At 71.5% G+C, this 17,175-nt stretch carries 8 protein-coding genes; 2 read left to right on the top strand and 6 right to left on the bottom strand.

Annotated elements, in window-relative coordinates:
- Positions 1 to 8: 8 nt before the first annotated feature.
- Positions 9 to 1,040, top strand: a complete 1,032-nt coding sequence (locus tag AF335_RS21830; RefSeq protein WP_102920164.1) for an LLM class F420-dependent oxidoreductase — start codon at positions 9 to 11, stop codon at positions 1,038 to 1,040.
- Positions 1,041 to 1,134: 94 nt separating this feature from the next.
- On the opposite strand, the gene AF335_RS21825 is transcribed toward AF335_RS21830, so the two are convergent.
- Positions 1,135 to 2,598: an aldehyde dehydrogenase family protein gene (locus tag AF335_RS21825; RefSeq protein WP_102920163.1), complete on the bottom strand. Its 1,464-nt coding sequence runs from the start codon at positions 2,596 to 2,598 to the stop codon at positions 1,135 to 1,137.
- Positions 2,599 to 2,771: 173 nt separating this feature from the next.
- On the opposite strand from AF335_RS21825, the gene AF335_RS21820 reads away from it, so the two are divergent.
- Complete coding sequence (locus tag AF335_RS21820) at positions 2,772 to 3,524, top strand: SDR family NAD(P)-dependent oxidoreductase (RefSeq protein ID WP_102920162.1); 753 nt, start codon at positions 2,772 to 2,774, stop codon at positions 3,522 to 3,524.
- Positions 3,525 to 3,623: 99 nt separating this feature from the next.
- Here the strand turns inward: AF335_RS21820 and AF335_RS21815 are convergent, their stop codons facing one another.
- The 5 genes from AF335_RS21815 to AF335_RS35165 all read right to left on the bottom strand — a co-directional run bounded on the left by AF335_RS21815 (position 3,624) and on the right by AF335_RS35165 (position 16,861).
- Positions 3,624 to 5,123, bottom strand: a complete 1,500-nt coding sequence (locus AF335_RS21815; protein WP_102920161.1) for a carotenoid oxygenase family protein — start codon at positions 5,121 to 5,123, stop codon at positions 3,624 to 3,626.
- A complete protein-coding gene (locus tag AF335_RS21810; protein ID WP_102920160.1) occupies positions 5,120 to 7,561 on the bottom strand; it encodes a KR domain-containing protein in 2,442 nt (813 codons plus the stop codon). Before AF335_RS21810 ends, AF335_RS21815 begins: the two co-directional genes overlap by 4 nt.
- Positions 7,558 to 8,967 carry a cytochrome P450 gene (locus AF335_RS21805; RefSeq protein WP_102920159.1) on the bottom strand — a complete coding sequence of 470 codons (1,410 nt, stop codon included), beginning with the start codon at positions 8,965 to 8,967 and terminating at the stop codon, positions 7,558 to 7,560. The genes AF335_RS21810 and AF335_RS21805 overlap by 4 nt, the downstream gene beginning before the upstream one ends.
- Positions 8,968 to 14,988 (bottom strand): SDR family oxidoreductase, encoded by a 6,021-nt coding sequence (locus AF335_RS21800; RefSeq protein ID WP_170127780.1) that lies wholly within the window; start codon positions 14,986 to 14,988, stop codon positions 8,968 to 8,970. It abuts the gene before it with no gap.
- A 100-nt stretch (positions 14,989 to 15,088) separates the two neighbouring features.
- Positions 15,089 to 16,861, bottom strand: coding sequence for an acyltransferase domain-containing protein (locus AF335_RS35165; protein WP_102920157.1), 1,773 nt, complete (start codon positions 16,859 to 16,861; stop codon positions 15,089 to 15,091).
- Between the last annotated feature and the right edge of the window lie 314 nt (positions 16,862 to 17,175).

The raw sequence follows: 17,175 nt of genomic DNA, 5'->3' as shown, positions 1-17,175 counted from the left end.
GAGACTCCATGAAGTTCGGGTACCACTCCGGCTACTGGTCCGCGAAGCCCCCCACGGGCGTGGAGGGTCTCGTCGCGGAGGCCGAGCGGCTCGGATTCGACTCGCTGTGGACCGCCGAGGCGTACGGCTCGGACGCCGTGGCACCGCTGGCCTGGTGGGGGGCGCGGACCGAGCGGCTGCGGCTCGGCACCGGCATCATGCAGATGTCCGCGCGCACCCCCACCGCGACCGCCATGACGGCGCTCACCCTCGACCACCTCTCCGGCGGCCGGTTCGTCCTCGGCCTCGGCGCCTCCGGCCCCCAGGTGGTGGAGGGCTGGTACGGCCTGCCGTACCCCAAGCCGCTGGCCCGGACCCGGGAGTACGTCGACATCGTCCGCGCCGTCATCGCGCGGGAGCGCCCGGTGGAGTACGCCGGCGAGCACTACCGGCTGCCGTTCCCGGGCGGTACGGGCCTGGGCAAGCCGCTGAAGTCGACGCTGCACCCGCTGCGCCGCGAGATCCCGATCCTGCTGGCGGCCGAGGGGCCGAAGAACGTGGCGCTGGCCGGGGAGATCGCCGACGGCTGGCTGCCGTTCTTCTTCTCGCCGCGCAGCGACGCCTACTACCGGGAGCGGCTGGCGGAGGGCTTCCGGAAGCGGTCCGGCGAGCGCTCCCCGGCGGCGGACTTCGAGGTCCTCGTCAGCGCGCCCATCGTGCTCGACGACGACCTGGAGCGGGGCATCGACAAGCTCCGCCCGCTGATCGCCCTGTACGTCGGCGGCATGGGCGCCAAGGGCGCCAACTTCCACGCCGACGTGGTGGCCCGGATGGGCTACGAGGCCGACGTCGAGAAGATCCAGAACCTCTATCTGGCCGGGCACAAGAAGGACGCCGTCGCGGCGGTCCCGGCCGCCCTGGTGCAGGACGTGGCCCTCGTCGGCGGCAAGGACAAGATCCGTGACGATCTGGCCGCGTGGGACGAGACGGTGGTCACCACCATGCTCGTCCGGGACGAGGACCCGCGCGTCCTGCGCACGATCGCCGAGCTCATGGACTGAGCCCCGCGCACGCGTACGGCGGCGGGTGACCGGACCGGTCACCCGCCGCCGCCGTGTCTCCCGGGAGAGCCGCCCGGAGCGGCTCCCCGGAGCCTCAGCGGCCGAGCTCGGCGATGATGCTCTTGGTCTCCAGGTAGTTCTCCAGCACCGCGTGGCCCAGCTCCCGGCCCCAGCCGGACTGCTTGTAGCCGCCGAAGGGCAGCGCCGCGTCCACGGTGTTCCAGGTGTTCACGAACACCGTGCCCGCCTGCATCGCCGAGGCGGTGTGGAACGCCTTGTCGATGTCGCGGGTGAACACGCCGGCCGCCAGCCCGTACGGGTTGTCCTTCTCGATGGCGACGATCTCGTCGAGGCTGTCGAAGGGCAGCACGACCAGCACCGGGCCGAAGATCTCCTCGGCGACGATCCGCATGTGCGGCTTGGTGTCCGTGAAGATGGTCGGGGCCATGAAATAGCCCTTGTCACCGACGCGCCGGCCACCCGTGCACAGGGTCGCGCCCTCCGCCACACCGGACTCGACGTACTCCATGACGCGGTCGAAGTGCTCGGCGGAGACCAGCGGGCCCATCACGGTGGTCGGCTCGGTGCCGGCCCCCACGGTGATCTGCTCGGCGGCGGCCTTGAGCCCGGCCACCACCTCGTCGTGCACCGAGCGCTCCACATAGAGGCGCGAGCCGGCGAAGCAGGTCTCGCCCTGGTTGAAGAAGATCGCCTCGGCGGACTTGGCGATCGCCTTCTCCAGGTCGGCGTCGGCGTAGACGACGTTGGGGGACTTGCCGCCCAGCTCCAGCGTCACCTTCTTCACATTGTCGGCCGAGGCCCGGATGATCTCCTTGCCGACCTCGGTCGAGCCCGTGAACGCCACCTTGTTCACATCCGGGTGGGCGACCAGCGCGGCGCCGGTCGAGCCGTCACCGGTGATGATGTTGACGACACCGTCCGGGACGCCCGCCTCCTGGATCAGCTCGCCGAGGCGCAGCGCGGTGAGCGGGGTCTGCTCGGCGGGCTTGAGGACGATGGTGCAGCCGGCCGCCAGCGCCGGGGCCAGCTTCCAGGCGGCCATCAGCAGGGGGTAGTTCCAGGGCACGATCTGGGCGACGACGCCGAGCGGCTCGCGCTGGGTGAAGGAGAGGAAGCGGCCCGGCGACGCGGACGACATGGGGATGGTGTTCCCCTCGATCTTCGTCGCCCAGCCGGACATGTAGTGGAAGGTGTCCGCGGCCATCGGGACGTCGGCGAAGCCGGCGAAGGACACGGGCTTGCCGTTGTCCTTCGACTCCAGCAGGGCCAGCTCGTCGCGGTGCTCCAGGATCAGGTCACCGATCTTGTGGATGATCCGGCCGCGCGCCGACGGCGGCATCTTGCGCCACGCCGAGCCGGGCTCGAACGCCTCGCGGGCCGCGCGCACCGCGCGGTCGACGTCGGCGCCCCGGGCCCAGGGCACGGTGGCCAGCACCTTCTCGGTGGCCGGGTCCACGGTCTCGAAGGTCGCGCCGTCCGCGGCCTCGACCCACTGGCCGCCGATCAGCATCCTGCGCTCTTCCGGGCTGTTCGTCATCGCGAAATACCTCCCATGGCACCGGTTTCGGGTCCGGCCCAATAATTTGAAATCCTGGCGGCCGTCGAGTCCCGTACCAGCAAATACGGGCTTTTCAACGGCAATTACCTTCGCTATGTTGTCAACGGTGCGGCGGGCGCCGCCCCTTCACCTATCGAGAAAAGGAGAATCCCATGACCGGGAAACCCGTTTCCGTCGTCACCGGCGCGGCCCATGGAATCGGCCGGGAGACCGCGATCCGGCTGGCCGCGGAAGGCTTTTCCGTGGTCGCCGCGGACCGGGACGAGGCCGTCGCCGAGGTCGCCGAGCTGACCGGCGGCCGGGCCGTCCGGTGCGATGTGACCGACCCGGAGGCCGTGCAGGAGCTGGCCGACGGCCTCGACCGGCTGGATGTCCTGGTCAACAACGCGGGCGTCTGGGAATTCATCCCGCTCGCCGAGACGACCGTCGAGCGCTATCGGCGGGTCATGGACATCAATGTGCTCGGCAGCCTGTTGTGCCTGCAGACCCTGACCCCGGTCATGGCCCGCAGCGGCGGCGGCTCGGTCATCAATCTCACGTCCTTTCTCGCCGAGACCACCCGCGCCGAGTCCGGCATCTATCCCGCGGCGAAGGCGGCCGTCAACGCCCTCACCCGGCAGGCCGCCGTGGAATACGCGGAACTCGGAATACGGGTGAACGCGGTCGGCCCCGGAATGATCCAGACCGAGGGGGCCGGGGACATGTACGGGCCGACGCGGGAGGAGCGGGAGCGGCGTGGCAGCCATATCCCGCTCGGCCGCATCGGCCGCCCCCAGGACATCTCCGGGGTGATCGCGTTCCTCGCCTCGGACGAGGCCCGCTACATCACGGGCCAGGTCCTCTACGCGGACGGCGGCATCGGCCTCGGCACGATGAAGTACCTCCGCCAGGCGTGGGCCGGCTGACCCGGCCCGCCGCCGGCCGCTGCCCCGCGCGGGCAGTGGCCGTGCCACGCTCCCCGACCCCACTCGTCCGGGCCTCGTCCGGGCTCGTCCGGGCCGCTGTCAGCGCACCAGGCCGGCGTGGAACTGCCCGTGGAAGTCGTTGGGGATGTGGTGCGGCACATGGGCGCGCCCCAGCTCCTCGAACGACCGGGCGTCCAGCACGAGCATGAAGGACTTGCCGGTCTTGGCGTCGAGCACGCCCGACAGCAGGACGCCGTCGTCCTCCCCGGTGGCCCCGGGACGCTGGACGAAGACCCCCTCGCTGGGGAAGCAGCCCCGCTCGTACCAGGTCTTGTACGAGCCGTCGACGATGTCGATCTTGGAGAGCCGGTTCATCGCCATCAGGCTCTTGGGCGAAGAGCTGATGCCGTAGGCGTAGCGGTACGTCCGGCCGTTGTTGCCCCGGTAGTTGATCGTCGGCATCTCGATGCCGCGCGGGGAGAGGTGCTCCCAGCCGACCGTGTCGCTCGACCCGGCCATCGGCAGGGTGTAGCGGCGCAGCGCGTACCCGTAGGCGTCCAGGTCGAACTGGCCCTCGGTGGGCGGCAGGCCGAGCACGGACTCGTAGGGGGTGTGGGTGGCGGCGATGTCCACGACGATGTCGTTGCCGATCTCGGCGGCGTTGACGTGGTGGAAGGCGAAGAACGCCTCGCTCTCGAAGGTGCGGGTGACCTTGCCCTCGCGCTTGTCGACGACCAGGAAGCGGGCGGGCCTCTCGGGCTGCCAGCTCATACAGGCGACGAAGGGGTAGCCCGGGTCGCGGAACTTCTCCGTGTCGAGGACGACGGGGAACTCGACGAGGATCACATAGTTCTCGGTCACCGCGAAGCTGTGCATGTAGCACGGGTCGTCGATGTCGACGACGGCCAGCGGCTTCTGCACGGCCTCGTTCTCGGGGATGTAGAACACCTGGTAGGCGTTCCCGTCCGTCATCTTCGTCGTGTAGTTGATGACCGCGCGCTTGTGGAAGTCGAAGTGCGGGTGCGGGGTGGAGACCTCACCGAGGAACTGGTCCTTGAAGGTGTGCTCCCCGTGCGCCTCCAGCTTCAGCGGGTCGAACTCCATCCACATCGGCGACTCGTTGATCGCGTAGAACTTCTCCGCGACCTTCATCAGGTTGACGCTGGGGTTGTCGCTGATGTTGGGCGAGTACGCGGACATGTGGCGGCCGAACAGCTTCTGGCAGGGGTCGAGCTCCAGGCCGTACTGCTTGCCGTGGAACTCGCCCTTGTCCATCCACAGGTCGTACGCCTTGGTGCGCAGGTGCCGGTTGACGTACGAGACCTGGCCGTTGGAAAAGGAGTACGAGTGGAGCATGCCGAGCCCGTTGAACCAGTGCGTGAGGCGGTAGTCGCCGAGTTCGAACTTGGCGGGGCCGTTGCGGATCAGGGTGCCGGTCAGCCACTCCGGGATGCGCCCGGTGATCGGCAGCCGGTCGACGCTGACCTCCTGGTCCAGGCTCCGGTAGCCGGGGAACTCCTTGGGCAGCGGCGCGGGACCGGCCGGGATGGTCATCCTCTGCGGAAGGACCGGCAGATCCGAGCTGGTCTCGGGGCTCATGACTCTCCTTGTGTGCAGCACTGTGTGAGGTGTTCGGTGGCGCGGTCCGCGGGCGCCCAGGCCAGGCCGGTCACCCGGAGCAGGGTGCGGCCGTCCGCCGCGTCCGCGACCCGCCAGTCGCGGCCGTCCGGGCCGCCGTGGAGCCGCACCCGGGCGGCGGTCGCCTCGCCGTCCCGGGCCAGGTCCAGGCGGGCGACGGTCAGCAGGTCCACGGCCGGGGCGTGCCGGGCGGTGTGCCGCCAGATGTTCTCCAGGGCGGCCCACGGGAGCCGGGAGGCCGGTACGGAGGGCGCCGTCCAGAGGTCGCCGGCGACGCTCTCGCGGAGCTCGGCCAGGTGTCCGCCGACGGCGTCCCGGGACCAGCGCGCGAGGGGCAGGACCAGGCCCCGCCAGCGCAGCGGGCCGTTCCCGGGGGCCAGATGGCGGCTGTCCCCGGCCGCCGCGGCGGCCGTCCCCACCGCCGGTCCGGCCTCCTCGGCCCGCTCGGGGTCGTGGACCACCCGCAGCCGGGCCAGTACGTCGCCGGTGCCCGGGCCGCCGGTCGCGCGGTAGCGGACGTCGACGACCCAGCGGCCGTCCTCGTAGCGGCCCGCCGTCTCGCGCCGGACGAGGAAGCCGGGCCCGGCCAGCCGCAGGGCGCCGACGCGTACGGCCAGGTCCTCGACGGACAGCGGGCCGGGCGCGAGGCCCCCGTCGGGCTCCAGCCAGCTCGCCGCCCGTACCGCGTTCTCCAGCATCAGAGAGACGGGCACGGCCTCGTCGCCGCCGACGAGGAAGTCCCCGAGGACCGGGGAGACCGAGCGGTCGAGGGCCACGGTCGCCGTGAGGGAGCGGCCGGGCACCTGGGTGTGCGGCTCGCCCAGGTGGAAGATCCGCGGCAGCAGCTCGGCGAAGCCGGGCAGGTCCGGGGCGGCGGGGTAGCCGCGCGCCTGGAGCGGGCCGAGGGCCCGGCCGAGCGGCCCGACGAAGCCGATCTCCCCGGAGGCGCCGGTGACCAGCTCGGTCTGCCAGCACCGGATGCCCTCGTCGACGTCGAGGGCCGTCATGTAGCGCAGGGTCGCCTCGAAGTTGGCGATCATGCCGACGCGGTCCCAGGTGGGCCAGCAGAGCGTGGTCACCGGGAAGGGGACCTGGTGGCGGGCCCACAGGCCGAGCCGGGCCAGGCCGTCGTTGGCCGCGCCGTAGTCGAGCTGGCCCGTCATCCCGCCCAGCCGGCCGGTGAGCGAGCCGACGTTGCAGAAGAACTTCAGGGGCAGCCCGCGCACCTGCTGGAACAGGGTGACGAAGGAGTCGACCTTGGTGGAGACCGTCCGCAGGAACTCCTCGTCGGTCTTCTTGGGCAGCCGGACCGGGGTGTCGACCCCGGCGTTGTGGATCACGCCGGTGAGCGGCCGGCCGAGCCGGCCGAGGAGGTCGGCGACCTGTCCGGGCGCGGTGAAGTCGCAGCGCTCGTAGACCACGTCGAGCCCGGCGCCGGTCACCTCGGCCATGTTGCGGGCCAGGTCCCGGAGCGAGCGTACGCGCGCGAGGTCGGCCCGTACGTCCGCGAGGCCCTCGTCCGCCGCGCGGTGGACGAGGCGGTCCCGCTCGTAGCCCTTGAACTCCTGGTCGGTCAGCCCCGCCCAGGGCTCGGTGCCCTCGGGCAGCCGCTGCCGGCCGGTGACGACGACGCGGCAGCCGAACTCCTCGGCCAGGGACTTGGCGAACTCGAAGCCGATGCCGCGGCCGCCGCCGGAGACGAGCACCAGGTCCTCGGGGGTGAGCCGGACGGTCCGGGGGCCGGGCTCCTCGCGCTGGGCGAGCAGGCTGTAGCGCCGCCCCGCCCGGTGGCCGACCTCGTACAGGCCCCACCGGTAGAGCTCGCGGGCGAGCAGGGACGGGAGCGCGCCGGTCTCCTCCGGCGCCACGTCCAGGACCCGGGTGTTGCAGTTGGGGAGCTCCCGGTGGAGCGTCTTGGCGAGCCCCGCCCAGATGCCGCCGAGCGGCTGGGCGGGCGCCTCGCCGGCCGGGTCGCCGTAGCCCATGAGGCCGCCGAGGTAGGTGACCGCGACATAGAAGACCCGGTCCGCGTCCTCCGTCGCGGACCAGTGCGGGTAGCAGGCCCGGAGCGCGGCGACCGAGCGCAGCAGGGCGTCCCGGTAGCCGTGGTGCCCGCCGGGGACGAACGGCTCGGCGGTGGTGAGGTCCACCAGGCCGTCCGGCACCCGTCCGCCGACCGTCCAGGAGCCGTCGTCGTCCTTCTCCCCGTGCCCGGCCACGACGGCGGTCGCGCCCGCGGCCCGGAGCTCGCCGGCCACCCGGCCGGCGAGCTCCGGGGTGCCGCCGAGCACCACGATCCTGGCGCCGCGCAGCCGCGCGGACGGCTCCGGCGGCAGCCCGGCCTGGGCCACCGCCCGCCACACCATCCGGCGCACGGGCGCCACCGCCGCCTCGGTCATGCCGCGGCCGCCCGCTGTCCGTCGTTGTGCCTGACGGTCATCAGGACCTGGGGCTGCGGGCGGAGCGAGACCAGCGCGGCCGGGGTGACCGGGTGGCCGGCCACCAGGCTGAGCCGGTAGCGGCGGGTGATCATCGCGACGGCCAGCTGGATCTCCAGGAGCGCGAGGTCCATGCCGATGCACTTGCGCGCGCCGCCGCCGAAGGGGAAGTAGTCGTACCGGTCGCGGCCGCTCTTCTTCCCGGAGACCGGGCAGAACCGCTCCGGGTCGAACGCCTCCGGGTCCTCCCAGCTCTCCTTGTTGTGGTGGGCCGCGTAGGTGGGCACCAGGACCGTGCTGCCGGCCGGGACGTGGTAGCCGTTGACGTTGTCGTCGGCCACCGCGTCCCGGGGGAACAGCCAGATCGGCGGGTACATCCGCAGCGACTCGTCGACGACCTGCCGCAGATAGGTGAGCTGCGGCAGGTCCTCGGCGGTGGGCACCCGGTCGCCGAGCACGGTCTCCAGCTCGGCCTCCAGCTTGCGCCGGACCTCGATGTTCTTGGAGATGGCGTAGAGCGTCCAGGTCAGGGCGCAGCCCGTGGTCTCGTGCCCGGCCAGGAACAGGGTCTTGAGCTCGGCCCTGATCTGCTGCTGGGTGAACGGCTTGCCGGTGACCGCGTGGGTGGCGCCGAGCAGGGCGGCGACGACGCTCTCGTCGCTGCCCCCGCCCCGCCGGTGCAGGTCGATGATCTCGTCCATGACGCCGTTGAGCACGGCCTGGTACCGCTTGAGGTCGCGCTGGTACTTGGTGGGGATCCACTTCGGCAGCATCTGCTTGACCTCGCCGGTGAGGATCATCGCCTTGAGCGAGAACCGGACGGCGGGCATCAGGCGGTCGGCGTAGTCCCGGAGGTCGACGCCGTAGAACATACGGCCGAGGACGCCCATCGCCAGCCACATCATGTCGTCCGTGACGTCGATCTCCTCGCCCGTCTTCGCCGCGCCCTCCCACTTGGCGATGAGCTCGTCGACGGTCGTGGTGATGACGCCGGACTGGTTGCGCAGCTTGGTGCGGTTGAAGAACGGCTGGCTGACCGCGCGCCGCGTCTTCCACTCGGCGCCGTCGGTGGTGAGCATGCCGCGGCCGAAGAAGAGGTTGAAGCCCCGGTAGAACTTGCCGCGGGTGTAGTTGGAGCTGTTGTTCTGGAGCACGTGCTTGACGTGCTCGGGGCTGGTCAGCTGGTGGACGAGGTAGGGGCCCATCTTCATCCGGACGATGCCGCCGTACCGCCGCTGCATCTCCATCAGGAGCTTCAGGGTGTCCTTCTTGAAGCTGCTCAGGGCTCCGAACAGCACGCCGCCTTCGGGGCCGGGCGCCTGCCGGCCGGTTCCGGTCTCGGGCACGGACTTCTCCTTGGTCGTCATTCAACGCACCGCCGTCGCCGGCTCGGTGAGGGGTTCCTTCTCGGGCGAGTAGAACTGCCCGGTCAGGTGGTCGACGTAGCCGATGACCGTCGCCCGGACGTCCTTCATCTGGGCGACGACGCGGCCCTCGGAGGTGGCGGCCACGAACCGGTTGTCCGGGTCGCTGCCCGGCATGTTGAAGCCGGCCGGGGTGGCGTAGAGCTCCAGCGAGCCGTAGCGCTCGACCAGTTCGGCGTCGTTGGCCCGCTCGTAGAGGTCGATCCGGCGGATCGACAGCGGGGCCGCGATCGGCACGAGGTGCCCGTCGACGAGGTTGAGGACGCCGGTCCGGGCGAGCCCGTCGAGGAGGATCGACGGCGCGGTGAAGCGGGACCACACCGGGTCGCCCGCGGGCAGCTCCACCCGGTAGGTGGCCCGCTTGCCCTGGGAGGTCAGCCGGGTGTCGGTGGTGGAGACGAACGGCCCGGTGAGCGTCACCGGCGAGGCCGGCGCGTGGTACGGGTCGATGACCGGCTGGGCGTCGGACTCGTCCCACTTCTCCCAGCGCGGCGGGGTCGGGAACCCGGCCCGCAGCAGCACCCGGGCGGTGAAGTGCGTCTTGTCCTTGATCAGCAGCACCCCGCTGGGCGAGACGACGTCGGTGGAGATGCGCACCTCGACCGTGGTCACCTCTTCCGTGCGGTCGGTCACCCGGGCGGTGATCCGCTTCGGGGCGTCCTTGCGCCCGTCGTAGGCCCGCAGGAAGTGCTGGAACTCCAGGTCCTCGTAGGCGAAGACCTGCATGTCCGGGGCGAGGAAGCGGGCGGCCTCACCCGCGATCTCGGTGACGAAGGTGCCCGGCAGGGTGGGCGCCTCGCGCACCAGGTGGTGGTTCAGGTAGCCGTGCGTCTCCAGGTCGAAGGCGCACTCGAAGACGGCCTCGTCACGGTCGGCGGATATCACCTCCCGCAGGTAGAACCCTCGGTCGGCCGTACCGCCGGCCGCCGGGGACCCGGTGCCGCTGGGGTAGCCGGGGTAGAACCGCTCGACCGTGGCCTCCTCGGCGGTGCCCAGGTGCACCACGGAGGGGTGCCGGTAGGGGGCGTGCAGCTCCCGTACGAAGTGGTGGGTGCCCTCGGCCACCGCCATGTGGCTGTACGAGCCGGCGCGCTGGAAGTACGCCTTGGTCAGCTCGTTGGCGCCCATCCCGGTGCCGTCCCAGAGCGTCCACCCGATGGTGAACTCGCTCTGTCCCGCGCTCCGGGCGCCGTAGGTGGCGGCCGTCGCCAGGAAGTCGTTGCCGGAGGCGTAGTCGGGCTCCCCGACCTGGCCGAAGTAGCCGAGCAGCGAGCCGAAGTTGCACCACATACGGGGCTGGTCGGCCCCGAACGCCCGCTTGAGGTTGTGGTAGCTGCGCAGCTTCAGGTCGCGGATGGCGGTGAACTCCGCGAAGTTCTTGTCCTTGATGGACGCCGAGCGGTTCCGGCCCGCCGCGTTGATCAGCAGGTCCACCCCGGCGCCGTCGGCCAGGACCTTCGCCACGACCGCCTCGACGGCCTTGCCGTCCTGGCCGTCGCAGGCGAAGTAGGTGACCCGGCCGGCGCCGCTGTGCGCCTCCATGTCGGCGATGTTGCGGCGCGCCGCGCGGGCGTCCAGCATCCGGTCGAACTCGCGGTTGGCCTGGGCGACGTTCTTGCCCGCGCCGATGCTCCTGCGGATGTGGGCCTGGCGGGTGGCGGCGAACGTCTCGTCGTCGCCCTCGAAGACCTCGGCCGGGTAGCTGTCGAGCGGGTTGCTGCCGACCAGGTAGATGCGCGGGCCGAAGTGCTCGGCGAGGCTCTTGACGACCTCGGCGGTGATGCCGCGGGCGCCGCCCATGGCCAGCACCACGGAGTCGCGGTTCAGCCGGGCCTCGGTGGGGCCGCTGAGCTCGACCGGCTCGTCGACGAGCGTGTAGCCCTTACGGGTGCCGCCGTCCTCGTAGACGATCGGGAAGGTGCGGGCCAGCCGGGTCTCCGCCTCGGCGAGCAGGGCGCCCTTGCGGGGCCCGTCCTCGGCGGTGAACAGGGCGAACACCAGGGCCTTGGACAGCTCCAGGAAGGCGCCCTTGAACAGGCCGGAGAACAGGCCGGCGAAGGCGTGCGGCACCTCGTCGGCGACGGCGCCCAGCAGCAGGCCGACGACGGAGGAGCCCTCGGTGTCCAGGTCGTCGAAGCGCGCCTGGAGGGTGAGGAACAGCGCGTCGTGCAGCGCGGTCAGCGTGGAGCTGCCGGTGGCCAGCGACCGGGGCAGCGGGGCCGAGCGGTTCAGGTCGGTGACGACCCGGACGTGGCGTACGGGCAGGCCGTGCGCGTCCAGGGCGGCGCGGACCGTCTCCGGGGTGACCTCCGCCAGGTGGGTCCAGCCGGGCCGGGTCACGTCCACCTTGGCGGTGGACAGCACCAGCGAGTCCTTCGGCAGGTGCCGCAGGCTGGCGCCGAGGTCCGGCAGGTCGGTGAGGACCACCACGCCCTGGGGCAGGAACGGGATCCGCTCCCGGGTCTCCGCCGCGGGCAGCTCGGTGAGGACCGGCACCCGGCGGCGCACCTGGAGGGGGCTGCCCGGCGCGTACTCCGCGGAGTCGGCGAACTTCGAGGGGACGAGCGCCGGGGCGGCGTCGGCGGCGGGGGCCGCGGCCGCCGGGGCGTAGGCGCCGGTGACGGTCAGCTGGAGCCGGGTGGTCGCCTCGCCCTGGCCGCAGGTGATGGCCACCCGGCCGGCGGGCCGGTGCAGGGCGTCGAGCAGCGCGAGGCCGCCCGCGGCACCCAGGTAGCGGGACCGGTCGTAGGTCTCCGCGCCGCACTCGATGGTGTCGGCGCCGGCGGCCCGCCCGCCGTCGACGGTCAGCCCGTCCACGTAGCCGAGGATCGGCAGCCCGGCCTCGCGGGCCTTCGTCTCGGTGGCCAGGCCGAAGAGGAACGCGCCCTCGGCGAGGTCCTTGTCCTCCTCGAAGGACGGGCCGAACAGGTCGGCCAGCACCGTGCGGTACTCGCGCAGGCTGTTGCCGTTGATGCCGCCGGCGAGGGCGAAGTCCAGCTCACCGCTGCGCAGGTAGCGGCAGGCGGTCTCGACCGCGGTGAGCGCGGAGGAGAAGCCCGAGTCGAGCGTGATGTTCGGGCCCTTGAGGTCGAAGTAGTTGGCGACCCGGGCGGAGATGACGTTGGGCATCATGCCCGGGAAGGAGTCCTCGTTGGACGGGGGTATCTGGCCGCGCACCCGCTCCCGCAGCCGGTCGATCACCTCGTCCAGCGCGCCCGGGGCCGCCCCGTCCGCCTTCTGCCGGAGGGCGTGGGCGATGTCGTCGAGGTAGCAGCGGTTGGCGTAGAGCATGGCCGCGCGGGTCGGGCCCATGTTGCCGACGAACACACCCGTGGTGCGGCTGTGCTCCTCCCAGAAGTCCGTGAACTGGTCGCGCAGGTCGTGCGCGCACTCCAGGATCATCAGCTGGCAGCGGTCGATGGCGCGCACCGTCTTCGGAGGCAGCCGGACCTTGTTGAACGAAGGCGCCGGGTAGAACTCGCCGAAGCTGCTCTCCGCCGCCGCGCCGCCGTCGGTGAGCCAGCTGCGGACGGACTCGCGCGAGTCCAGCCCGGGGACGTGCGCGGACCAGGCCACGACGGCGATCCGCTCGTCGGTGGGCGGGGTGAGCGGGCCCGCCGCCCGGGCGCCCGGGGCCTCGTCGGCGCGGTGCTCCTGCACGATCAGATGGGCGTTGGTGCCGCCGAAGCCGAAGCCGGAGACCGCGGCGGAGCGGACCTTCCCTTCCTCGGCCGGCCAGGAGACCGACTCGGTGGGGATCTCCAGCTTGGAGTCCTCCAGGTGGAAGTCCGGGTTCGGGGCGTTGAAGCGGTACTGGTGCGGGATGGTCCCGTGCTCCATGCCCAGGATCGCCTCGATGACGGAGACGACGCCCGCCGCCCAGCCGGTGTGCCCGATCAGCGACTTGTTGGAGGTCACATAGCTGGTGCGCTCGGTGCCGAAGTGGCCCCGGAGGGTAGTGAACTCGGCGAGGTCGCCGGCGGGGGTGCCGGTGGCGTGGGCGATGATCCAGTCCACGTCCTGCGCGGAGACGTCGCCGTCCAGCGCCCGCTGCACGGCGAGGTCCTGACCTGCGGCGTTGGGGGCGTAGATGGCCTTGCCCTTGCCGTCCGAGGACGAACCGAACGCCTTGAGCACCGCGAGGACCTGGTCGCCGTCGCGCTGCGCCTGGCGCAGCCGCTTGAGGACGATCACGCTGGCGCCGTCGGCGAAGATCACACCGTCGGCGTCGGCGTCCAGGGAGTGCACGGCGCCGCGCTTGGAGAGGCCCTGGAGCTTGGAGAAGAGCACCGTGCCGCGCGGGGCCAGGGCGAAGGCGCCACCGCACACGGCGATGTCGTGCTTGCCCATCAGCAGGCCCTTGATGCCGATGTCGATGGCGTAGAGGGACGAGGAGCAGGCGGTGTCGACCATCTGGAGCTCGGTGGTGCCCGGCAGGACGCCGTCCATGGCGAGCTGGCCGACCCGGTGCGGCAGGAACCTGGAGGGCGCGTCGCCGCCCCGCCAGTAGCGCTCGTTCAGGGTCTCCTCGATCTGGGCGAGCACCTTGGCGCGGTCGGCCTCGGGGACGTCCAGGTCCTGGACGATCTCCTCGGCGCGCTGCCGGATGCCGGTGATGACGCCGGCCTCCTCCAGGTGCTGGCTGCCGTCGGGGGTGTAGCCGACGAGGAAGGAGTAGCGGTCGTCCGCGTCGTGCTTCACGCCGTCGAGCGCCTGCACCAGGGAGTGGCGCAGCCACATGGTGGTCAGCTCGTGGTCGGCGGCGTCGCCGAGGCCGTCGAGGGAGCCCTCCTCGGGCTCGAAGCCGGTGATGAAGACGCAGGTGTCCTGGTAGGACTTGTCCTCGGCCGCGGTGTCGGGCGAGAAGAAGGGGGCGCGCTCCCAGCGGTCCTCCGGGACGGGGACGAACAGCTCGTCGCCGGTGATGCGCAGCTGCCAGAACTCCGACGGGCTGTTGGCACCGGCGACGGCCATGCCCATGCCGACGACGGCGATGTCGTCCGGGCCCGCGTCGTCGAAGAGCTCTTCGACGGCCTCGGCGACCGCCCGGGCCCGCTCGTCGGCGGCCTCGGCCGGCTCGGCCTCGGGCGCGGCCTCGGGGGCGGTGGCCGGGGCGGCCTCCGGGGAAGTGACCGCCGCGTCGGCAGGATGGGCATCGGCGACCGACGCGGCGGGGTCTGTGAGGGCGGGGGGCGAGAGGAGCGTGGCGCCCAGGGTGAGGCCGCCGTCCGCGAGGACGGTCTGGCCGGTGATCCAGCGCGAGGCGTCGGAGGCGAGGAAGGTGACGACCTCGGCGAAGTCCTCGGCGGTGCCGAGCCGGCCCAGCGGGGTGGCGTCGACGATCGCCCGCTGCATCTCGTCGGCGCGCGGGAAGGCGTCGGCGACCTCGCTGACCAGCATCGCGGCGGAGGCGGTGTTCACCCGGATGTTGAGCGGCGCGAACTCCACGGCGAGATAGCGGGTGACCGCCTCGGCGGCCGCCTTGGCGGGGGCGCAGGCGAGGTAGTTGGCCATCACCATCTGGGAGCTGCCCAGCGCGGAGACCGTGACGATGGAGCCGCCGCCCCGGCGGGCCATCAGCGGCGCGGCCGCCCGGGAGACCCGGAGGCCGCCCTTGTAGTTGGTGTCGATGGCCCGGTCGAGGAGCTCGTCGGTGATCTCGTCCACCGGCACCAGGGCGCCGTTGGCGGCGTTGTTCACCAGGATGTCCAGACCGCCGAAGCGCTCGTCGATCTCGGCGAACATCCGGTCGACCTGCTCCTGGCGGGCGACGGAGGCGCGGATGAGCGTCACCTGACCGCCGGCGGCCTCCAGCTCGGCCTTGGTGCGCTTGGCCTCGTCGGCGGAATGGAAGTAGTTGATGATGACGTGTGCGCCGCGGGCGGCGAGTGCCTTCGACACTGCCTTGCCCACGTTCCTGGCACCACCGGTGACCAGCGCCAGCTTGCCCTTGAGATCTTGCACGAACGTACTCCTCGCCCTTCTACATGGCCTGCCGGGCCCCGGGGCGCCGCTGTGGGCGCCCCGGGCCGGCGGTGGGATGCGTGGTGGTCCGCGGGGTGGCTCAGGCGGCCACGGGGACCGCGCCGGATTCCAGGTTGGCGACGAAGAAGTCGACGACCTTGGCCATGGTGTCGATCTCCACAAGACGGAAACCCGTGTCACGCGGCGGCAGCCCGTAGTGCTCCGACACCCGCGTCAACAACTCCACCTGCTTCACCGAGTCCACACCCAACTCGGCCTCCAACAACACGTCCTCCGTGAAGACCTCTTCCGGGTACTCCAACGCGGCCGCGTAAATGGAACGAATCGCATCAGCGACGTCACCGCGCTCGACACCGGTCTGTTCGGCGGGAAGTTCCGGCACCGCCTTTTCCTCCGGAACGTCGAGTTCCGTGGCTCCGTCACCAAGGTTGGCGACGAAGAAGTCGACGACCTTGGCCATGGTGTCGATCTCCACAAGACGGAAACCCGTGTCACGCGGCGGCAGCCCGTAGTGCTCCGACACCCGCGTCAACAACTCCACCTGCTTCACCGAGTCCACACCCAACTCGGCCTCCAACAACACGTCCTCCGTGAAGACCTCTTCCGGGTACTCCAACGCGGCCGCGTAAATGGAACGAATCGCATCGGCGACGTCACCGCGCTCGACGCCGGCCCGAGGGGCCGCCGTGACCGCGGGCCGGTCCCCGCTCCCGGCGCGCCCGGCCCGGAACTCCGCCAGCCGCTCCTGGCCGAACCCGACGATCCGGCCGCCGAACGCGGCCCAGAACTCGGCGAACTCCGCCTGCCCGGCGTCGGGGGCGAAGACGGCGGCGAGGGTCTTCGCCTTGCCGTCGTCCAGCTTCGCGGGGGTGCCGAGCTCCGCGAGCGCGGTGGTGAGGCCCAGCTTCCCGGCGCCGTCCAGGCTCAGCGTGGACCAGGTGGCCGGCCGGGCGCCGGACCCGAGGACCTTGCCGACCAGCTTGGTCAGCACGGCCTTGCCGCCGACCTCGACGAAGCGCGGCTCGCGGCCCTCCCCGTGCAGGTGGCGCACGGCGGTGCTGAACCGCACGGGCTTGACGAAGTGCTCGGCCAGCAGCTCGCCGAGGGCGTCGTCGGGCTCGTAGTAGCGGCCGAGCACCGGGGAGTAGACCGGCGTCCGCAGCGGGCGCTGGTCGAGCCCGCCGACCAGGCCGGCGAAGACCGGCACGGCCGGCGCGAGGATCGGGGTGTGGAAGGGGAACGGCGAGTTGATGTTCGCCGTGGAGATGCCCAGCTGCTTGGAGACGGCCAGGGCCTTCTCCATGGCCTCCCGCGGGCCGCTCACCACGGTCTGGGTGTCGTGGTTCTCGGTGGCGACGCTCAGCAGCTCGTCGCCGATGAGGTCGATCAGGGCGCGCACCCGGTCGCCGTCGGCGCTCAGCGCGGCCATCCGGCCCGGCGCGAGGCCCTGGCGCTCGATGACCTGCACCCGGTGGGCGACGATGCGGGCGCCGTCCGCCACGGAGAACGCCTGCGCGGCGACGAGGGCCGCGATCTCCCCCAGGCTGTGACCGACCAGGACGTCGGCCTCCGCGCCGCCGTCGGTCAGCACCTGCCAGGCCGCGAGGCTGCTGCCGTAGATCGCGAGCTGCGACACCCAGGCGTCGTCCGCGAGCAGCTTCTCCATCTCCGGCGCGACATCGCCGAAAAGCACCTTGCTGAGGTCCCGGGAGAAGAATTCCCGGCTGACCGTGTCGATCTCCTCGAAAACCCGCTTGATCTGCGGGTGGTCCCGATAGGCGGCGGCAAGTGCCGCGCCGTCGAATGCACCCTGGCCCGGGAAAAGGGCAATAACCTTGGCGCGCTCAACCATCGTACCGTCGCTCCCTCTTGGCTACCATGGTGTATGGCGGAACTGAGTTCCAGGTTTCCGGAGGGCGGCACACGTATCCCACTGGCCGATATCTTGCCGATGGCGAAATGCCGGAGTAATTAAACCCCGCGCCTCGCCAACGCCCCCTCACGCAATCAGCTCGCCCGGGACGGAATACGAACGACCCATCCCGCAGCATCCAAAAACCTAGTCAGGGCGGCCCGGAGCGTCAATTGTCCTTTGGGACACCGCATTACCCCCGGGCGGCGGTGCGGAGGGGCCTCACGCGGGCCCGCCATGGGATCCGACAGTTC

It is taken from the genome of Streptomyces eurocidicus, from assembly GCF_002891295.1.
GTDB classification, from domain to species: Bacteria; Actinomycetota; Actinomycetes; order Streptomycetales; family Streptomycetaceae; genus Streptomyces; species Streptomyces eurocidicus.
Note: the sequence above shows the minus strand (reverse complement) of the source record. Positions and strands in the feature narration are given on the sequence as shown.

Coding starts and splice junctions, on each gene's coding strand:
- AF335_RS21830 (WP_102920164.1), top strand. CDS start 9: ATGAAGTTCGGGTACCACTCCGGCTACTGGTCCGCGAAGCCCCCCACG.
- AF335_RS21825 (WP_102920163.1), bottom strand. CDS start 2,598: ATGACGAACAGCCCGGAAGAGCGCAGGATGCTGATCGGCGGCCAGTGG.
- AF335_RS21820 (WP_102920162.1), top strand. CDS start 2,772: ATGACCGGGAAACCCGTTTCCGTCGTCACCGGCGCGGCCCATGGAATC.
- AF335_RS21815 (WP_102920161.1), bottom strand. CDS start 5,123: ATGAGCCCCGAGACCAGCTCGGATCTGCCGGTCCTTCCGCAGAGGATG.
- AF335_RS21810 (WP_102920160.1), bottom strand. CDS start 7,561: ATGACCGAGGCGGCGGTGGCGCCCGTGCGCCGGATGGTGTGGCGGGCG.
- AF335_RS21805 (WP_102920159.1), bottom strand. CDS start 8,967: ATGACGACCAAGGAGAAGTCCGTGCCCGAGACCGGAACCGGCCGGCAG.
- AF335_RS35165 (WP_102920157.1), bottom strand. CDS start 16,861: ATGGTTGAGCGCGCCAAGGTTATTGCCCTTTTCCCGGGCCAGGGTGCA.